The organism is Pseudorhizobium xiangyangii (assembly GCF_020531965.1).
In the GTDB taxonomy this organism is placed as follows: domain Bacteria; phylum Pseudomonadota; class Alphaproteobacteria; order Rhizobiales; family Rhizobiaceae; genus Neorhizobium; species Neorhizobium xiangyangii.
Genome location: NZ_JAJAWH010000014.1, coordinates 88497 through 107068, shown reverse-complemented (window position 1 = coordinate 107068; position 18572 = coordinate 88497). Strand labels below are relative to the sequence as shown.

15 protein-coding genes are annotated in these 18572 nt (G+C 61.4%); 3 read left to right on the top strand and 12 right to left on the bottom strand.

The window, feature by feature from the left end; translation table 11 throughout:
- The first annotated feature begins 6 nt into the window (after window positions 1–6).
- Both LH464_RS14430 and LH464_RS14425 read left to right on the top strand, forming a co-directional pair.
- Window positions 7–1194 (top strand): acyl-CoA dehydrogenase, encoded by a 1188-nt coding sequence (locus tag LH464_RS14430; protein ID WP_226787095.1) that lies wholly within the window; start codon window positions 7–9, stop codon window positions 1192–1194.
- 275 nt (window positions 1195–1469) lie between these two features.
- Window positions 1470–2906, top strand: a complete 1437-nt coding sequence (locus tag LH464_RS14425; protein ID WP_226787094.1) for an NAD-dependent succinate-semialdehyde dehydrogenase — start codon at window positions 1470–1472, stop codon at window positions 2904–2906.
- Window positions 2907–2978: 72 nt separating this feature from the next.
- On the opposite strand, the gene LH464_RS14420 is transcribed toward LH464_RS14425, so the two are convergent.
- From LH464_RS14420 to LH464_RS14370, 11 genes are all read right to left on the bottom strand, one after another.
- Window positions 2979–3998, bottom strand: a complete 1020-nt coding sequence (locus tag LH464_RS14420; RefSeq protein ID WP_226787093.1) for a sulfate/molybdate ABC transporter ATP-binding protein — start codon at window positions 3996–3998, stop codon at window positions 2979–2981.
- Window positions 3995–4891: a sulfate ABC transporter permease subunit CysW gene (gene cysW / locus LH464_RS14415; RefSeq protein WP_226787092.1), complete on the bottom strand. Its 897-nt coding sequence runs from the start codon at window positions 4889–4891 to the stop codon at window positions 3995–3997. The genes LH464_RS14420 and cysW overlap by 4 nt, the downstream gene beginning before the upstream one ends.
- Before the next feature lie 2 nt (window positions 4892–4893).
- Window positions 4894–5715, bottom strand: coding sequence for a sulfate ABC transporter permease subunit CysT (cysT, locus tag LH464_RS14410; protein ID WP_226787091.1), 822 nt, complete (start codon window positions 5713–5715; stop codon window positions 4894–4896).
- Window positions 5716–5792: 77 nt separating this feature from the next.
- The gene (gene cysP / locus LH464_RS14405; protein WP_226787090.1) at window positions 5793–6779 is read right to left on the bottom strand and encodes a thiosulfate ABC transporter substrate-binding protein CysP; all 987 of its coding nucleotides are present in this window, start codon (window positions 6777–6779) and stop codon (window positions 5793–5795) included.
- Between the two features lie 137 nt (window positions 6780–6916).
- Window positions 6917–8002, bottom strand: coding sequence for an enoyl-CoA hydratase/isomerase family protein (locus tag LH464_RS14400; protein ID WP_315859659.1), 1086 nt, complete (start codon window positions 8000–8002; stop codon window positions 6917–6919).
- Between the two features lie 20 nt (window positions 8003–8022).
- Window positions 8023–9618 carry a GMC family oxidoreductase gene (locus tag LH464_RS14395; protein WP_226787088.1) on the bottom strand — a complete coding sequence of 532 codons (1596 nt, stop codon included), beginning with the start codon at window positions 9616–9618 and terminating at the stop codon, window positions 8023–8025.
- 100 nt (window positions 9619–9718) lie between these two features.
- The gene (locus tag LH464_RS14390) at window positions 9719–10723 is read right to left on the bottom strand and encodes a branched-chain amino acid ABC transporter permease (RefSeq protein ID WP_226787087.1); all 1005 of its coding nucleotides are present in this window, start codon (window positions 10721–10723) and stop codon (window positions 9719–9721) included.
- A gap of 1 nt (window position 10724) precedes the next feature.
- Window positions 10725–11612 carry a branched-chain amino acid ABC transporter permease gene (locus LH464_RS14385; RefSeq protein ID WP_226787086.1) on the bottom strand — a complete coding sequence of 296 codons (888 nt, stop codon included), beginning with the start codon at window positions 11610–11612 and terminating at the stop codon, window positions 10725–10727.
- Between the two features lie 2 nt (window positions 11613–11614).
- Window positions 11615–12316, bottom strand: a complete 702-nt coding sequence (locus tag LH464_RS14380) for an ABC transporter ATP-binding protein (protein ID WP_226787085.1) — start codon at window positions 12314–12316, stop codon at window positions 11615–11617.
- A gap of 1 nt (window position 12317) precedes the next feature.
- Complete coding sequence (locus LH464_RS14375) at window positions 12318–13100, bottom strand: ABC transporter ATP-binding protein (RefSeq protein WP_226787084.1); 783 nt, start codon at window positions 13098–13100, stop codon at window positions 12318–12320.
- A gap of 6 nt (window positions 13101–13106) precedes the next feature.
- Entirely contained in the window at window positions 13107–14312 is a 1206-nt protein-coding gene (locus LH464_RS14370; protein WP_226787083.1) for an ABC transporter substrate-binding protein, read from the bottom strand.
- 173 nt (window positions 14313–14485) lie between these two features.
- On the opposite strand from LH464_RS14370, the gene LH464_RS14365 reads away from it, so the two are divergent.
- Window positions 14486–15406 (top strand): LysR family transcriptional regulator, encoded by a 921-nt coding sequence (locus LH464_RS14365; RefSeq protein WP_226787082.1) that lies wholly within the window; start codon window positions 14486–14488, stop codon window positions 15404–15406.
- 12 nt (window positions 15407–15418) lie between these two features.
- Here the strand turns inward: LH464_RS14365 and LH464_RS14360 are convergent, their stop codons facing one another.
- Window positions 15419–18565: an efflux RND transporter permease subunit gene (locus tag LH464_RS14360; protein WP_255648383.1), complete on the bottom strand. Its 3147-nt coding sequence runs from the start codon at window positions 18563–18565 to the stop codon at window positions 15419–15421.
- Window positions 18566–18572: the final 7 nt, after the last annotated feature.

The following is an 18572-nucleotide window of genomic DNA, read 5'->3' as shown; positions in this document are numbered from 1 at the left end:
ATACTTGTGAGCGGACGCGCGGCATTTTCCTGGAACGACCCCTTTCTACTTGAAGAGCAGCTTTCGGATGAAGAGCGGATGATCCGTGACTCGGCCGCAGCCTTCAGCAAATCGGAATTGCTGCCACGTGTGCAGGAAGCCTATCTGAACGAGGCGTCCGAGCCGGAACTGTTCCGGCTGATGGGCCAGGCCGGGCTTCTCGGCGTAACGCTGCCGGAAAAATACGGCGCCGCCGATGCAAGCTACGTCGCCTACGGCCTCGTAGCGCGCGAAGTAGAACGCATCGATAGCGGCTATCGGTCTATGATGAGCGTCCAGTCGTCACTGGTGATCTACCCGATCTACGCCTACGGCTCCGAGGAGCAGAAGGACAAGTACCTGCCGGGTCTCGTTTCCGGCGAACTGATCGGCTGTTTCGGCCTGACAGAGCCGGATGCCGGTTCCGATCCGGGCGGCATGAAGACGCGCGCGGAGAAGATCGAGGGCGGCTACCGCCTGCGCGGCGCCAAGATGTGGATCTCCAACTCCCCGATCGCCGATGTCTTCGTCGTCTGGGCGAAGTCCGAAGCCCATAACAACGAGATCCGCGGCTTCGTGCTCGAAAAGGGCATGAAGGGCCTGTCCGCCCCCAAGATCGGCGGCAAGCTGTCGTTGCGCGCCTCGATCACCGGCGAAATCGTCATGGACGGCGTGGAAGTCGGCGAGGATGCGCTGCTCCCCAACGTTTCAGGTCTTAAAGGACCTTTCGGCTGCCTCAACCGCGCCCGCTACGGCATTTCCTGGGGCGTCATGGGCGCGGCGGAAGACTGCTGGCTCCGCGCCCGCCAGTACGGCCTCGATCGCAAGCAGTTCGGTAAGCCGCTTGCAGGAATGCAGCTCTACCAGAAGAAGCTCGCAGACATGCAGACGGAGATCGCTCTCGGACTTCAGGCGTCGCTCCGCGTCGGCCGCTTGATGGACGAGCACAAGATGGCTCCCGAGATGATCTCCATCGTCAAACGCAACAATTGCGGCAAGGCCCTGGATATTGCCCGTCAGGCCCGTGACATGCACGGCGGCAACGGTATCCAGATCGAGTACCACGTCATGCGTCACTCGCAGAACCTCGAGACGGTCAACACCTACGAGGGTACGCATGACGTCCATGCTCTCATCCTCGGCCGCGCGCAAACCGGCATTCAGGCGTTCTTCTGATCAATCCGTGGTCGGCCTATGGTCGGCCGCGTTATCGCGGCCGACCATTCTTCACAGCAATTTCTGCGTTGTCTGACAACTGCGTCTTGGATCATCGGCGCCGGCGTCCTACATAGGACATGCGAGGCATCTCGCTCCTCCCGCTTCAAACGGCGGTCAAAATTAGTCCCTATGTTCCCGGCAGCAGCGGCAGCGTTCTCCCAAGCACCGACGTTGCAGCCGCCCGTCCAGGCGCCAACCAGATATGACGCCCACTCGCAATGAAGGTCCATTCCATGCACAGCTATCCCGACGTTCAGCTTTTCATCAACGGCACGTGGCGCGATGCCATTGGCGGCGAGACGCTGCCGGTCATCGACCCGGCGACGGAAGAGGTAATCGGCAAGATAGCGCATGCCCGCAAGGCAGATCTCGATCTGGCGCTGGAGGCTGCTGACAAGGGCTTCAAGATCTGGCGCGAGACGTCTGCTTTCGATCGCTCCAAGATGATGCGCAAGGCCGCCGACATCCTGCGCTCGCGAGTCGATGCGATCGCCTACGTGATGACCCGCGAACAGGGTAAGCCGCTGGGGCAATCCAAGATGGAAATCATGGGTGCGGCCGACACGATCGACTGGTTCGCCGAAGAAGCACGCCGTACCTATGGCCAGGTCATCCCATCGCGCTTCAGCGGCGTGTCGCAGATGGCCATCAAGTTGCCGGTCGGCCCCGTTGCCGCCTTCACACCGTGGAACTTCCCGATCAACCAGATCGTCCGCAAGCTCTCCGCTGCGGTTTCCACCGGTTGCTCGATCATCGTCAAGGCACCGGAAGAAACCCCGGCTTCGCCAGCCGAACTGATCCGTGCCTTCGCCGATGCGGGCGTGCCCGCAGGCGTGGTCAATCTCGTCTATGGCATCCCCGCTGAAATCTCCGAATACCTCATCTCGCACCCCATCATCCGCAAGATCTCGTTCACCGGCTCGACCCCGGTCGGCAAGCATCTCGCGGCACTGGCCGGCAAGCACATGAAGCGCGCCACGATGGAACTGGGCGGCCACGCGCCGGCGATCATCTTCGACGACGCCGATCTGGAAAAGGCGATCGAGGTTACCGCGGGCTCCAAGTTCCGCAATGCCGGCCAGGTCTGTGTCGCGCCGACGCGCTTCCTCGTTCAGGAAGGCATTGCCGACAAGTTCCTCGAAGGCTTCGTGAAGGCCGCAGAAGCTCTCAAGGTCGGCAACGGACTGGAGGACGGCATCGGAATGGGCCCGCTTGCCAACGACCGCCGCATCCCGGCCATGGAAGACATGATCCACGACGCGGTCAGCCACGGCGCCACGCTGAAGACCGGCGGCAAGCGCATCGGCAACAAGGGGTACTTCTTCGAGCCGACGGTACTGGCCGACGTTCCCACCTCGGCCAAGATGATGAACGACGAGCCCTTCGGTCCGCTGGCGATCGTCAATCGCTTCTCCAGCCTTGAAGATGCACTGGAAGAAGCAAACCGCCTGCCCTTCGGTCTCGCATCCTACGCGTTTACCGGCTCGGTGAAGACCGCGCATGCGCTCAGCCGCCACATGGAGGCCGGCATGCTCACGATCAATCACAACGGCCTGGCCATTCCGGAAGTGCCGTTCGGCGGCATCAAGGATTCCGGCTACGGCACGGAAGGCGGCTCGGAAGCGGTCGAAGCCTATCTGGAAACTCGCTTCGTCACCCAGATGAACTGAGTTACCGGTACAAACTAAGAGGCCGGCGGATCGCTCCGCCGGCCTCTTTGTATTTATGCGCTTGCCTCACAATCAGACAGCAAACACCTGTGCGCGACGCAGGCTCACATAACCCTGCTGCCCCGCGCGCACCGAAAGCTCGGGCTCCACATCAAACTCCAGATGATCGCCGTCCGTGGTGATGGTGATCACGCGACGCCCGCCCGGACGGTCCAGCACGCGGGTGATGGATGCCGCAATACCTGGCCCTTCCTGCGACCAGGACAAATCGCCCGGCCGCGCATAAAGCTCGGCGGCACCGTCGGCCAAATCACCGGCGGCAATGGACGCGCCTCCCGCATAGGCTATGCCGCCACGAACCTCAGCCGACAGCCGGTTGGCGTCGCCGAGGAAGCGCGTGACGAAGGCGGACTTCGGGTCGCGGCACACCTGCTCCGGCGTACCCTGCTGGACGATCTGGCCCTCGTTCAGGATAACCACCCGGTCAGCGAGATCGAGCGCCTCTTCCTGGTCATGCGTAACGAACAGCGTGGTAATGCCAAGCTCGTCGTGAATCTCGCGCAGCCAGCGGCGGAGATCGCGTCGTACATTGGCGTCGAGAGCGCCGAACGGCTCGTCGAGCAGAAGCACTTTCGGGTCGACTGCCAATGCGCGCGCGAGAGCCACACGCTGCCGCTGCCCACCCGAAATCTGCGCGGGAAACCGGCCACCCAGCCCCTCCAGTCGGACAAGGCGGAGAAGGTCCTCCACGCGCGACGCGATCTCCGCCTTCTCACGCTTCACCTTGGAGACCTTCATGCCGAAGGCAATGTTTTCCGCAACCGTCATGTGCGGGAAGAGCGCGTAGTGCTGGAAGACGAAACCGACACCACGATCACGAACCGGAATGTCGGTGGCATCCTGCTCGCCGAAGTAGATGTGGCCGCCGTCGGCATATTCGAGACCGGCAACCATGCGCAGAATGGTGGTCTTGCCGGAGCCGGACGGCCCGAGCAGCGCAACCAGTTCACCGCTCTCGATATCGAGCGACACGTCCTTGACGGCGCGGAAGGTGTTGAACGTCTTGACGACGCGGTCGAGACGGATCTTCATGGCTTGGTCTCCGAAGCAACTGCAACCTGGGTAACGAGCGCAGGGCGAGGCACGCGACCCGCGCCCTGACGCTCCAGCGCCACTTTCGCAATGATGGTAATGACGGCGAGGATCGCCAGGATGGATGCGGATGCGAAAGCCCCGGCAGCCTGATAGTCGTGGTAAAGAAGCTCGATATGCAGCGGCAGCGTGTTCGTCTGGCCGCGTATATTTCCGGAGACGACGGAAACGGCGCCGAATTCGCCCATGACGCGGGCATTGCAGAGCACGACGCCGTAAAGCAGCGCCCATTTGATGTTCGGCAGCGTGACGGTCAGGAACGTGCGCCATCCCGATGCGCCAAGCGACGTTGCCGCCTCTTCGAGATCACGACCCTGCGCCTGCATCAACGGAATGAGTTCACGCGCAACGAATGGAGCCGTGACGAACATCGACGCGAGAATGATACCTGGCAATGCAAACAGGATCTTGATCTCGTAGGTATCGAGAACCGGCCCGAACAACCCCTGCAGCCCGTAGACGAAGAGATAGGCGACGCCCGCGACGATCGGAGAGATGGAGAACGGGATTTCGATCAGGACGAGCAGGAAGCGACGCCCCGGAAAATCGAACTTGGTGATTGCCCAGGCAGCGGCGATTCCGAAGATCGTGTTGATCGGAACGGCGATCAGCGCCGTGATCACCGTCAGAAGGATGGCGTGGCGCGTATCCGGGTGGACCAGCGTGGAGGCATAGACGCGCCAACCATCCGAGAACGCCTGAAACCCGATGAGGATGAGCGGTGCGAGAACAAGGATGGCGCCGACAATCAACACGATGCCGATCAGCAGCCCCCGGAAAAGCGGGTTGTCCCCGACACGCGGCGGCTTTCTACCCGTACGAATGGCGCTCATCGTCAGCTCCTCACCGTATAGCGCAGGGCGCGGGCCTGCAGGATGTTGGTGACGGCCAGCATGACGAAGGCGGTGATCAAGAGAACGGAGGCAATCGCTGCCGCTGCCTGGTAGTCGTACTCCTCGAGCCGGATGAAGACGAGCAATGCGGTGATCTCGGTCGACATCGGTTGGTTGCCGGCGATGAAGATGATCGCGCCGAATTCACCGAGCGAGCGGGCGAAGGAAAGCGACAGTCCGGCAAGAATTGCGGGCGTCAGCAGCGGCAGGATGACCTTGCGGAAAATCGTCCAGTCGCTTCCGCCGAGCGACTGCGCCGCTTCCTCGAGCGCCGGGTCGAGATCTTCAAGAACCGGCTGGACCGTCCGCACGATGAAAGGCAGGCTTGTGAAGGCCATCGCCACCATGATGCCGAGCGGAGTGTAGGCAACCTTGATGCCGAAATCGGCAAGCACGGAACCGAACCAGCCGTTGCTCGCAAACAGCGCGGTCAACGAGATGCCGGCCACGGCAGTCGGCAGTGCAAATGGCAGGTCGACCATAGCATCGACGAAGCGCCAGCCGGGAAAGCGGTACCGTGTCAGCACCCAGGCAAGTGCCAGCCCGAAGACGAGGTTGAACACCGTTGCCCCAAGGGCGCACAATACCGTGACCCGATAGCTCGCCACGGCGCGCGGTGAGGAAATGATCGCCCAATAGTCCGACGGGCCGAGGCTCGCAGCCTTGAAGGCAAGCGCAGCCAGCGGCAACACGACGATCAGGCCGACATAGAAGAGCGTCACGCCGAGTGACAGAGGCAGGCCCGGCAGCACATTACGTTTCAAGCGTAGATTTCCAGGTCCATGAACAGCAGGACCCGGCAGACTTTCATCCGCCGGGCTTCAATCTTGACAGGGTGCGATTACCGGCTGCCGTAGATCTTGTCGAGGGCTGCACCGGAGGCGAAGTGTTCTTCCTGAACCTTCGGCCAACCACCGAAGACATCCTCGACAGTCACCAGCCGGATTTCAGGGAACTCGTCCTTGAATTCGGTGGAGATTTTTTCGTTGTGGACACGATGGCCGAATTCGGCTGCGATCCGCTGGCCTTGTTCCGTGTAGAGGAAGTCGAGGTAAGACTTGGCGAGGTCACGCGAGCCGCGCTTGTCGACCACCTTGTCGACAATCGCCACCGGAAACTCCGCGAGCAGGCTGACGGAAGGAACGACGCTTTCAAACTTGTCGGTGCCGTACTGCTTGGCGATCGAGCGGGTTTCCGCTTCGAAGGTGACGATCACGTCGCCGATCTCGCGCTCGACGAAAGTCGTCGTGGCCGCACGACCGCCGGTGTCGAAGACCGGAACGTTGTCGAAGATCTTCGTGATGAACGCCTCGATCTTCTCCTCGTCACCGCCGAAGGCCTCCTTGGCAAAGGCGACCGCAGCGAGATACGTGTAGCGGGCGTTACCGGAAGTCTTGGGGTTCGGGAACACAACCTTCACATCGTCGCGGGCAAGATCGTCCCAGTTCTTGATGTTCTTCGGGTTGCCGGCGCGCACCAGGAAGGACGGGAAGGAATAGAAGGGCGACGCGCTGTTGGCGAAATCCTGCTGCCAGTCGTCGGTGACGAAGCCCTGCTTTACCAGGAAGGAGATGTCGGTGACCTGATTGAAGGTGACGACGTCCGCCTCCAGGCCTTCGACGATGGCGCGAGCCTGCTTCGACGTGCCGGCATGCGACTGGTCGACGGTAACGCCGGGGTGCTGCTTGATGAATGCCTCATTCTCGGCGGCAAAGACTTCGCGCGCGACATCGTAGGACGCATTAAGCAGAGTGGTCGGTGACTGCGCGAATGCAGGCGCGGCAAACAGGGCGGCAAGTGCCGTACCGAGGATCAGGAAGCGGTTCATGGAAGGCTCCGGTAAATCGTTGATGCCGCAAACCTATCCGGGCCCGGGACCGGCGGCGAGAAACCGCCAACTCTGGAGCTGAAGCGCGTTAGAATTTCTGTTCCTTTTATGGAGCCAGACGCAACTCTTTTCCCGAGCTAAAGCCGATGGTCCGGGAACAGAGTGCCGTGCCTGCCGCCGAGATAGCGGTCGATGCTCTCGCTTTGAACATCTGCCAGGGTGGCAGGCGACCACTTCGGGTTCCGGTCCTTGTCTATGATCGCGGCACGCACGCCCTCGTAGAAGTCGTGGTTACGAAGGATTTCGAGCCCTGCCGCGAATTCACGCTCCAGGCATTCGACAAGACCGGAACTCTCGCGGCCGGCCCGAATAAGTCGCAAGGCGAGCTTCAGGCTCGTCGGCGACCGTTTGAGGATGGTTTCCCTGGCATGCCTTGCAAAATCATCGTCCTCGCCTGAGAGCGCGTCCAGCACCTCCTCTACGGTGTCGAAGCCAAAGCAGCGGTCGATCAGTGCACGGTTCTGCTCCAGGGTGCCTTGACCGGGAGAGATTGCGAAGTCCGCGATGACCGCCTCGACACCCTTGTCTCCCGCTTCGGCATTGAGCGCCCCAAGCGCCTCGATCATGTCCGGCAACCGCCCGGATGAAACGCAGGCGTCCGCGAGACCCGCGTAGATCGCGTCGGCGCCATTGATTTCCAGTCCAGTCAGACCCATCCATGTTCCCACTTCGCCCGGCGCCTTTGGCAGAAGCCAGGTGGCACCCACGTCCGGGAAATAGCCTATGCCGGTCTCGGGCATGGCAAGCCGTGTCCGTTCCGTCACGACACGATGGCGACCATGGGCAGACAGGCCGACGCCACCGCCCATGGTGATGCCGTCCATCAACGCCACGAATGGCTTCGGATAGTGCGATATCGCATAGTTGAGCGGAAACTCCTCGCGCCAGAAACGGGTGGTTTCCGGATCGTCAGCCTTGCCCATGTCGAAGAGCACCCGGATATCGCCGCCGGCACAGAAGGCTCGGCCTCCCTCTCCCGCCAGAACCACGGCGGAAATGGAAGGATCGTCGGCATGATCGTCGAGCGCGGCACGTATGGCCTGGACCATCGGCAGATTGATGCTGTTCAGCGCCTTCGGCCGGTTCAGCCGGATGACGGCAGCCGATCCGACACGATCGAGAATGACTTCCTCTGTGTTGCCGGCCAGATCACTCACGCTCATCTCCTGTATGTCGCCCGCCATTATCGGCTATCGGCCAGAATCATCTCGGCCGCCTTCTCGGCAATCATGATAGTCGGCGAATTGGTATTGCCGGAAACGATATTGGGCATGATCGAGGCATCTGCCACCCTTAACCGCCCGAAGGCCCGCAATCGCAGCCGCGGGTCGACGACGCTTTCCGGGTCCGACCCCATCCGTGCCGTTCCCACCGGATGGAAAATCGTGGTGCCAATGTCGCCGGCAACCTTCTCGAGATCCGCATCGGTTTCGTATTCGGGGCCGGGCTTGTACTCCTGCGGGTGGTAGCGCGCGAAAGAGGGCTCCGAGACTATTTTCCGTGTCAGCCGGATCGAGCGCACGGCCACGTCGCGGTCTGCCGCTGTCGAAAGGTAGTTCGGCTGTATGGCCGGCGCGGCGGCAAAATCGGCGCTCTTCACATGAACCGATCCGCGGCTTTCAGGGCGCAGGTTGCACACGCTTGCCGTCATTGCCGGGAAGGCGTGAACGGGATCACCGAACTTGTCGAGCGAGACCGGCTGGATGTGATATTGCAGGTCCGGCGTCTCCTTGTCCGGCCCAGAGCGGGTGAAGATGCCGAGCTGGCTCGGCGCCATCGACATCGGGCCGGAACGGCGGAAGGCATATTCCAGGCCGATCGCTGCCTTTCCGAGCAGGCGAGAGGCCTTTTCGTTGAGCGTGGGCACCCCGGTCACCTTGTAGATCATGCGAAGCTGCAGATGGTCCTGCAGGTTCTCTCCGACGCCCTTCACCTCGCTGACCGTGTCGATGCCGGCGTTTTGCAGAACATCGCCACGGCCGATGCCGGACAGTTCCAGGATATGCGGAGAGCCGATCGAGCCGGCGCTGAGAATGGTTTCGCACGAGGCGTAGGCGCGCTTTGCAACACCTTCGTGCTGAAATTCGACACCCCGGACCTCGCCCTCTTCGATGATGAGCCGGCGGACATGCGCCTTGGTCAGCACCCTTAGGTTGGCACGCCGCTTGGCGGGCCGCAGGAAGGCCTTCGCCGTATTCCAGCGGATGCCGGACCGCTGGTTGACGTCGAAATAGCCGGAGCCTTCGTTCGTGCCGCGATTGAAGTCTTCGGTGATCGGAATTCCGGCCTCTTCGGCCGCCTTCTGGAACGCTTCGAGGACGGCCCAGCGGACGCGCGCCTTCTCCACCCGCCACTCACCGCCCGATCCATGCATCTCGTCGGAACCGCGGTAGTGGTCCTCGGATTTCCTGAAATACGGAAGGATGTCGTCCCAGCCCCAGCCCTCGCAGCCCATCTGCCGCCACAGATCGTAATCGCGGGCCTGTCCGCGCATGTAGATCATGCCGTTGATCGAAGAGCAGCCGCCGAGAAGCTTGCCCCGAGGGTAAAAGAGCGAGCGTCCGTTCAGCCCCTGCTCTTTCTCCGTCGTGAAGCACCAGTCGGTTCGCGGGTTGTTGATGCAATAGAGATAACCAACGGGAATGTGGACCCAGTGGTAATTGTCCGTGCCCCCTGCCTCCAGAAGCAGCACGCGATTGCGCGCATCCTCGGACAGCCGGTTGGCGAGCACGCACCCGGCGCTCCCCGCCCCTACCACGATATAGTCATACCGCTCCATCTTGCCTCCAAAGGCCGGCCGTTGCCGCAGGCGCTCGCCTGCGATCCGATCCGCCTCGACTTGTTCATGTTCGACGCGCCGCCCGACGCGTCTTCCCGTGCTAGTGCCGGTGTTCGAAGCCCAATCGCCGCCCAAGGCGGGATGCGTAGAACTCTCCGATGAGGCCGCGCCGGAAGAGCAGCACGCAGGCCATGAAGACGACACCCGTGATGATCGTGACCGGAAAATCCGATGTCGCCAGATAGTTCTGCAGCGTGACGACGAGGCCCGCTCCGAAGATCGGCCCGATCAACGTTCCTATGCCACCAAGCAGCGTCATCAGGATCACCTCGCCAGACATCTGCCAGGTCACGTCGGTGAGCGTCGCGAACTGGAAGACCAGCGACTTCACGCCACCGGCAAGACCTGCCAGCGCAGCCGACATGACGAATGCACCGAGCTTGTAACGGGCCACGGAATAGCCGAGCGAGGTTGCCCGTGCCTCGTTCTCGCGGATCGACTTCAGGATCATCCCGAACGGCGAGTTGATGAAACGCCAGATGATCACCATGCCGATCAGGAAGACCGCCAGCACGAAATAGTACATGTTCGTCGCCACCGAGAGATCGATGAAGCCGAAGAGGTGCCCGCGCGGCACCTGTTGGATGCCGTCTTCGCCCCGGGTGAATTCCGCCTGAAGGCAGAAGAAGAAGAACATCTGCGACAGTGCCAGCGTGATCATCGCGAAATAGATGCCCTGGCGACGGATCGCCACGAAACCCATGATGAGGCCAAGCGCTGCCGCACCGGCGACGCCGAGAAGCACGCCGAGCTCCGGCGTCAAACCCCATTCCTTCACGGCGTGAGCCGTAAAGTAGGCCGCACCCCCGAAGAACGTCGCATGGCCGAACGACAGCAAGCCGGTATAGCCAAGCAAAAGATTGAAGGCGCAGGCGAAGAGCGCGAAGCACAGAAGCTTCATCAGGAATATCGGATAGAAGAAGAGCGGCGCAACGACGAGCAGTGCGAGCCCCGTCAGCAGGAAGACGGCGTAGGTAAGCGACGCTGACTGCGAGCGCTCCGATCTCTTGCTCGATGATGCTTCGGTGTGAGTGGCGTGGCTCATGTCAAACATCCCGTCCAAAGAGGCCAGCGGGCCGGATGAGCAAAACGATCGCCATGATCACGAAGATGACGATGTTGGATGCTTCCGGGTAAAACACCTTGGTCAGGCCCTCCGCGATGCCGAGCATGTAGCCGGTGATAATCGCCCCCATGATCGATCCCATGCCGCCGACCACGACGACCGCAAACACGACGATGATGAGGTTGGTGCCCATCAGCGGTGAGACCTGGTAAATGGGCGCCGCCAGGACACCGGCGAATGCGGCAAGCGCGGCCCCAAGTGCATAGGTCAGCGTCAGGAGCATCGGCACGTTGACCCCGAAGGCCTGCACAAGCACCGGATTCTCCGTCGCGGCTCGGAGGTAGGAACCGAGCTTGGTCTTCTCGATGAGGAGCCAGGTTCCGATGCAGGCAACCAGCGAAATCACCACCACCCAGCCGCGGTAGTTGGGCAGGAACATGAAGCCGAGATTGGTTCCTCCGGCCAGTGCGGCGGGGACGGAATAGGGCTGGCCGGCAGCACCATAAAGGTAACGGAACGTTCCTTCGATCGTCAGCGCCAGACCGAATGTAAAGAGCAGTCCGTAGAGCGGGTCCAGCTTGTAGAGACGGCTCAACATCGTGCGTTCGATGGCGGCTCCCAGCAGCCCCACGATAATGGGGGCGAGGATGAGGGCGAGCCAGTAGCTGACGGCGAAATACTGCAGCAGCAGGAATGCGACGAAGGCGCCGAGCATGTACTGGGCGCCATGGGCGAAGTTAATGACCCGCAGCAGGCCAAAAATGACGGCGAGGCCAAGGCTGAGCAACGCGTAGAACGACCCGTTGATGAGGCCGATCAGCAATTGGCCGAGAAACGCCTGGACAGGGATGCCGAAGATCATCGTCATCGTCAGACCCCCAGAACCTTATGGAGCGTATCCATACGCGACGGCAATTCGCCGACCGGGAAATCTGCCACCATCTGCCCATGCTCCATCAGGTAGAAACGGTCGGCGATGCGGCTGGCAAAGCGGAAGTTCTGTTCGACCAGAAGCACCGTCATGCCCCGTTCCTTGAGTTTCTTCAAAACTTCTCCGATACGCTGGACGATGACCGGCGCAAGGCCTTCCGTCGGCTCGTCGAGGATCAGAAGGCGGACACCGGTCCGCAGAATGCGCGCTATCGCCAGCATCTGCTGCTCGCCGCCGGAAAGCTTCGTTCCCGGGCTCGAGCGCCGCTCGAGCAAGTTCGGAAACAGGTCGTAGATCTCATCGACAGGCATGCCATTGCCCGCCACGACAGGCGGCAGCACGAGATTTTCCTCCACGGTGAGCGTCGCGAAGATCCCGCGCTCCTCCGGCACGAAGCCAATTCCGCTATGGGCGGTCCGGTGGAGCGGCACCCCCATCATGTCCTTGCCGTCGAAAGTGATCTGACCCTTTCGCTCGCGGATGATGCCCATGATCGTCCGGAGCGTCGTCGTCTTTCCGACGCCGTTGCGGCCAAGGATGGTGACCATCTCCCCCTCGCCCACAGTCATGTCGACACCGTGCAGCACATGGCTTTCGCCATACCAGGCATTGAGGCCTGAAACCTGAAGCAGGGGTTTCATCTCAGTCGTCCTCCGTGCCCATGTAGGCGGTGCGCACCCGTGGATCCTGACTCACGGTCGCATAGTCGCCTTCCGCGAGGATTTCCCCGCGCTGAAGAACCGTCACGTGGTGGCAGATGTTGGCGACGACGGACAGGTTGTGCTCCACCATCAACACCGCCCGCTCCTTCGCGACATCCTTGATAATGCCGGAAACGGTTCCGATGTCTTCCTGGCCCATTCCGGCCATCGGCTCGTCGAGAAGCAGCACCTTGGGGTCAAGCGCCAGCGTCGTGGCAATCTCGAGCACCCGTTTGCGCCCGTAGGAAAGATCGGCCGCGACGGCATTGCGCTCGTTGTGCAGGCCCACCGAAACGAGAAGCTCTTCCGCCCTGTCGTTCAGGCGATCGAGCGACGACATGGGTAGCCAGAACTGGGTCGACAGATTGTTCGGTCGCTGCAAGGCAACGCGCACATTGTCCAGAACCGTCAGGTGCGGAAAGACGGCGGATATCTGGAACGAGCGGACCAGGCCCATCCGGGCCACCTTGTCCGGTGCGGTCCTGGTGATGTCCGTCCCAAGCAGGTTGATGCTGCCGGCCGACGGTTGCAGGAACTTGGTCAGCAGGTTGAAGACGGTCGTCTTTCCCGCTCCGTTCGGTCCGATGAGTGCATGGACACGGGCGTGATGGACATCGAGATCGACATCCTTCACTGCCGCGAACGACCCAAATCGCTTGGTGAGACCACGGGCGGAAAGCACCACCCGCGGCTCCACTTGCGTCTGTAACGACGACTGCGCCATGATGGCTTACTTCACCAGATCGCAGCCGCTCTTGGCGGGATCGATGTACGCTTCCTTGCCGGGGATCGTGGAAAGCACGTTGAAGTAATCCCATGGCTCGTCGCTTTCGCCCGGCTTCTTCACCTGGAGAAGATACATGTCATGGATCATGCGGCCATTGGCACCGACGGTGCCATTGCGGGCGAAGAAGTCGTCCACCGGCATTTCATGCAATGCCTTGGCGACGGCCTCGGTCTCGTCGGTGCCGGCTTTCTCGATCGCCTTGAGGTACTGCAGGACGGACGAGTATGTCCCGGCATGAACCATGTTCGGCATCCTGCCGGTGCGCTCGAAGAAGCGCTTGCCGAACTCTCGGCTCTGGTCGTCGAGGTTCCAGTAATAGCCTTCCGTCAAGGTCAGGCCCTGTGCTGCCTCGACGCCGAGACCATGCACTTCAGCCAGCGTGAAAAGCAGCGCGGCAAGGTTCTGGCCGCCGGCCGTAATTCCAAACTCGGCAGCCTGCTTGATGGCATTCGACGTATCGAGACCCGCATTGGCGAGACCGATAACCTTCGCACCCGAAGACTGCGCCTGCAGCAGGAAGGACGAGAAATCGTTGGTGGCGAGTGGGTGACGCACTGCGCCCGAGACCGTACCGCCAGCAGATTTCACAAACGCGCTCGTCTGTTCCTCCAGGGAGTAGCCGAAAGCGTAGTCGGCCGTCAGGAAGAACCAGCTGTCGCCGCCCTGCTTGACGAGCGCACCGCCTGTGCCGACCGCGAGCGCGTGTGTGTCATAGGCCCAGTGGAAGCCGTAGGGGCTGCACTGCTTGCCCGTGAGTTCCGTTGTCGCAGCGCCGGTAACAATGTTGATCTTCTTCTTTTCCTTGCTGAGCGCCTGAACAGCGAGGGCCACCGACGACGTCGTCAGTTCCATGATCGCATCGACCTGCTCGGTGTCGTACCACTGGCGCGCAATGTTGGATGCGATGTCGGCCTTGTTCTGGTGGTCCGCATCGACGAGCTCGACCGGCAGGTCCAGCACCTTTCCGCCAAAGTCCTCGATTGCCATCTTGGCGGCTTCCACCGAGGACTTGCCGCCGAAGTCTGCGTAGACCCCGGACTGGTCGTTCAGAACGCCGATCTTGACCTTGCCGTCGGATGCGCTTTGAGCAAGAGCAGCCGTGCTCCCGGCCAACAGGAATGCCAGAGACGTAACGAGATTCATTCGCATAATGTTCTCCTCCCAGAGAAAGCCAGAGCGCGAGTCTGTTCAAATTTGGGAGATCGCCCTCCTCAAGGCGACCCTTACCGCCCGCATGGTTTCGGAATTCCATGATTGACGCAAGGCAATTTCACTAACTAAATGCAAACAGCCTCTGTGCATTTTTGAACAGAACAGGATCCATGAAGCCTAATTCGAACTTTACCTGGGACGACCTCCAGTACTTCCTCGCGGTGGCGAGGACCGGACAATTATCAACGGCGGCCCGCCACCTGCGCACCAGCCACGCAACCGTCTCCCGGCGTATCGACCGGCTCGAATTCGCGCTGAAGGTGAAGCTGTTCGAGCGCAATCCACGTGGTTATGTGCTGACCTCCATTGGCCAACGCTTCATAGAGACTGCCGAAAAGATCGAGGCGGAAACGGATCGTCTTCAGGCCGATGTCGCCACCGGCGTTACGGCGCAACGCGGCGTCATCCGCATGAGCGCGCCCGAAGGCTTCGCTAATTTCTTTTTCACCCAACGCATGGGAGCATTCTACGCTCAGCATCCCAATATTTCGCTCGAACTGGTGACGATCCAGCAGATCATGTCCCTCTCCCGCAAGGAGGCAGACATCGCCGTGACGCTCGATCCGCCCAAGGCGGGTCCATACAGCACCGACAAGATCACCGACTACAATCTGAACGTCTATGCCTCTGCCGAATATCTCGCAAAATCAGGCCCGATCCGCCGTCGGGACGATCTCCTGGCGCATCCCTTTATCGGCTACATCGAAGACATGATCTTTGCCCCTGGACTGGATTATCTTGGTGACGTCCATCCCGGCATAAAGCCGCGCTTCCAGAGCTCCAGCATCTTTGCGCAGCTGACGGCGACGAAGAACGGCTTCGGGCTGTGCGTCCTGCCCCATTTCATCGCCCGCGCGCAGCCGGATCTGACGATCGTGCTGCCGGAGGAAGTTACCCTGACGCGCAGCTACTGGCTCGTCTGTCATCGCGACCTCAGCAGCGTGCCACGGGTTCGGTCCGTCTCCGACTATATCTACTCGGCCGTGCGGACCAATCAGGAAGCGTTCCTGCGAGCCAGTACCGGCGGCTGACGCCGCCGGGCCCTATTCCGCCGCCAGATGGATATCCGCCGCGCCACCTTCATGGTCTGAGTTCGCCGGCTGAACGCCCTCGTCGGTCTTCGGGCCTCGGCCGAAGAACAGCGCGTAGCCCGCCGGCAGGACCAGAATTGTCAGGACGGTGGCAACGAGGATACCGCCCATCATCGAGTAGGCGAGAGGCCCCCAGAACAGGCCCCGAGAGATCGGGATGAGAGCAAGAACCGCGGTCATGGCCGTCAACATGATCGGGCGGAAACGGCGCACCGCCGCTCCGATGATTGCCTCCTGACGCTCCATGCCGGCAGCGATGTCCTGGTCGATCTGGTCGATGAGAATGATCGAGTTGCGGATGATGATCCCCAGCAGCGCGATAACTCCGAGGATAGCGACGAAACCGAAAGGCGCGCCGGTCACCAGCAGCGCAAGTGCTGCCCCGATCACGCCGAGCGGCCCGGTGGCGAGAACGAGCATCGCCTTGCCGAAATGCTGAAGCTGGATCATCAGCAGAGCCAGAATGATCAGCAGCATGATCGGCGCCTTGGCGGCAATCGACGCCTGGCTTTCCTCCGCATCCTCCGCACCGCCCTGGATTTCGACGCTGTAGCCTGCCGGCAGGCTTTCACGAAGGTCGGACATCTCGGCATAGAGGTGCTTGGAGACTTCCGTCGGCTCCACGCCATCCGGAAGCGTGGCTTTGACGGTTATGGTCGGCAGGCGATCCCGTCGCCACTCGATACCCTGTTCGAGGATCGGAACCACTCTGGCAATCTGGGACACGGGCACGAAGCCGCCGGTGTCCGTGGGAATATAGACGGAATTGACCGCAGAGAGCAGATTGCGCGTCGCATCCGGCTCACGCGCCACGATGGAAACGGTCTCCTCACCGTCGCGGAAGTCGCCAAGCGGTGCGCCGGACACGGCAGCATAGAGCATCTGTCGAACACGCTGCGATGTGACACCGAGTGCCCGGGCACGATCCTGGTCGATCACCAGCTTCATGGCCGGCACCGGCTCCATCCAGTCGTCGTGGATGGCACCGAAGAGCGGGTTCGCTTCATAGCGCTGCTTGACGGCATCGGCGATGCGGCGAACTTCGTCACGATCAGGACCGGTTACACGCATCTGCACCGGCCAACCGACCGGCGGCCCGAGGAACAGACGGTCTACCTTCGCCCGCACCGAGGGGAAATCCTCGGCAAGGATTTTGCGCAGCTTGACGATCAGGCGTTCGCGCTCTTCGAGCCCGTTTGCCATCACCAGAAGCTGGGCATAGTTCGGATTGCGAAGCTGCTGGTCGAGCGGCAGGAAGAAACGAGGCGCACCTTCCCCGATGAAGGTCGCAACGAAATGCTTGTCGGGATCGGGCAGTATCAGCTCCTCGAGCGCCTTGGCCTGCCGCTCCACTTCCGCAACGCTGGTCCCCTCCGGCAGCCACATGTCCACAAGGATTTCCGGCCGTGAGGACTGCGGGAAGAAGCTCTGCGGAATGAAGTTGAAGGCAAAGAGGCTACCGCCGAACGCACCGAGCGTCATCAGGAGGACAATGACGCGGTGGCGGACGGCCCAGCCGATGGTCGCGCGAAGGCGGTGATAGAAGCGTGTGTCGTAGGCATCATGATGCGTGCCGGCGTGCGCCCGCTGCTTCAGGATCATGTATCCAAGCCAGGGCGTGAAATAGACGGCGACGAACCATGAAGTGACCAGCGCGATGCCGACGACGAAGAAGAGCGAGCGCACGTATTCGCCGGCAGTGGAATCGGCAAAGCCGACCGGGATGAAGCCAGCGGTCGTAATCAGCGTGCCGGTCAACATCGGGAAGGCCGTGGAGCGGTACGCAAAGGTCGCCGCCTCGAGCCGTTCCAACCCCTCCTCCAGCTTCCGCTCCATCAGTTCAACGACGATCATGGCATCATCGACGAGGAGCCCCAGCGCAATGATCAACGCACCGAGGGAAATTCTCTGAAGCTCGATGCCGAGATAGTACATCATCGCGAATGTCGCGGAGAGAACGAGCGGAATGGTGATGGCGATGACGATACCGGAGCGCCAGCCGATCGAAATCAGCGAGACGATCAGGACAATGAGAAGCGCCTCGACGAGAGCCTTCGTGAACTCGCCAACCGCCTCGGTGACGACCTCCGGCTGGTTGGAGATCTGTTCCACGGAGACGCCGAACGGCAGCGACTGCGCAAACTGAGCATAGGTTTCGTTCACCGCGGCACCCACATCGGTGACCTTGAACCCCTGGGCCATCACGACACCGATCTGGACGCTGTCCCGGCCGTTGAAGCGGAACTTTCGCTGGAAAGGATCCTCGAGGCCGGAACTGACGGTCGCTATATCGCCGAGCCGGAAGACCTGATCGCCGGAGCGCAGGCGCAGTTCCCGCACATCTTCCGGCGTGGTGACGCCGCCCTCGACCGAAATCCGAACGGAGCGCTCGGCCGTGTTGATGGCGCCTGCGGGATCAATCGCGTTCTGCCCCGACAGCGCATCACGGATATTGTTCAATGTCAGGCCGCGTTCGGCGAGAACCTTGGATGAAACGTCGATGTAGATCTTCTGCGGCTGATCACCGAGAACCACTGCTTTCTCGACGCCGGGCGTCGCCAGCAGCATGTCGCGGGCCTGAATGGCAAAGTCCTTCAGCTCGGGATAGCCGTAGTCCTCGCCGGTGATGGCATGCAGGGTAATATAGGTGTCGCCGAACTCGTCGTTGAAGTACGGCCCCAAAAGGCCTTCAGGCAATTCCTGCCCGATGTCGCCCATCTTCTTGCGCACCTGATAGAAGGCGTCGGCCACCTCTTCCGCGTTGGTGTCGCCCTTGACCTGGATGGTGGTGATGGAGGTGCCGGCCCGGGTGAAGGACTTCACCCAGTCGAGATGCGGTGTCTCCTGCAGTTTCCGCTCGATCTTGTTGACGACCTGGTCCTGCATTTCCTCGATCGAGGCGCCGGGCCACACGGTCTGCACAACCATGACGCGGAATGTAAAATCCGGATCTTCCTTCTGCCCCATGTTCATGAGCCCAAGGGCACCCATGACAATGATGAGGCCGAACAGGAACCGGGCAATGCTCGGATGTTCGATGGCCCACCGCGACAGGTTGAAGCGATCTGTTCCCTGGGGGTCGATGTGGTTGGAAGTCATCGTCCCG

Excerpts from the sequence above, each read along its gene's own strand:
- LH464_RS14365 (WP_226787082.1), top strand. The coding sequence starts at position 14,486 with ATGAAGCCTAATTCGAACTTTACCTGGGACGACCTCCAGTACTTCCTC.
- cysP (WP_226787090.1), bottom strand. The coding sequence starts at position 6,779 with ATGAACCGCTTCCTGATCCTCGGTACGGCACTTGCCGCCCTGTTTGCC.
- LH464_RS14370 (WP_226787083.1), bottom strand. The coding sequence starts at position 14,312 with ATGCGAATGAATCTCGTTACGTCTCTGGCATTCCTGTTGGCCGGGAGC.
- LH464_RS14375 (WP_226787084.1), bottom strand. The coding sequence starts at position 13,100 with ATGGCGCAGTCGTCGTTACAGACGCAAGTGGAGCCGCGGGTGGTGCTT.
- LH464_RS14385 (WP_226787086.1), bottom strand. The coding sequence starts at position 11,612 with ATGACGATGATCTTCGGCATCCCTGTCCAGGCGTTTCTCGGCCAATTG.
- LH464_RS14400 (WP_315859659.1), bottom strand. The coding sequence starts at position 8,002 with ATGAGCGTGAGTGATCTGGCCGGCAACACAGAGGAAGTCATTCTCGAT.
- cysW (WP_226787092.1), bottom strand. The coding sequence starts at position 4,891 with ATGAGCGCCATTCGTACGGGTAGAAAGCCGCCGCGTGTCGGGGACAAC.
- LH464_RS14390 (WP_226787087.1), bottom strand. The coding sequence starts at position 10,723 with ATGAGCCACGCCACTCACACCGAAGCATCATCGAGCAAGAGATCGGAG.
- LH464_RS14360 (WP_255648383.1), bottom strand. The coding sequence starts at position 18,565 with ATGACTTCCAACCACATCGACCCCCAGGGAACAGATCGCTTCAACCTG.
- LH464_RS14425 (WP_226787094.1), top strand. The coding sequence starts at position 1,470 with ATGCACAGCTATCCCGACGTTCAGCTTTTCATCAACGGCACGTGGCGC.
- LH464_RS14420 (WP_226787093.1), bottom strand. The coding sequence starts at position 3,998 with ATGAAGATCCGTCTCGACCGCGTCGTCAAGACGTTCAACACCTTCCGC.
- LH464_RS14395 (WP_226787088.1), bottom strand. The coding sequence starts at position 9,618 with ATGGAGCGGTATGACTATATCGTGGTAGGGGCGGGGAGCGCCGGGTGC.
- LH464_RS14380 (WP_226787085.1), bottom strand. The coding sequence starts at position 12,316 with ATGAAACCCCTGCTTCAGGTTTCAGGCCTCAATGCCTGGTATGGCGAA.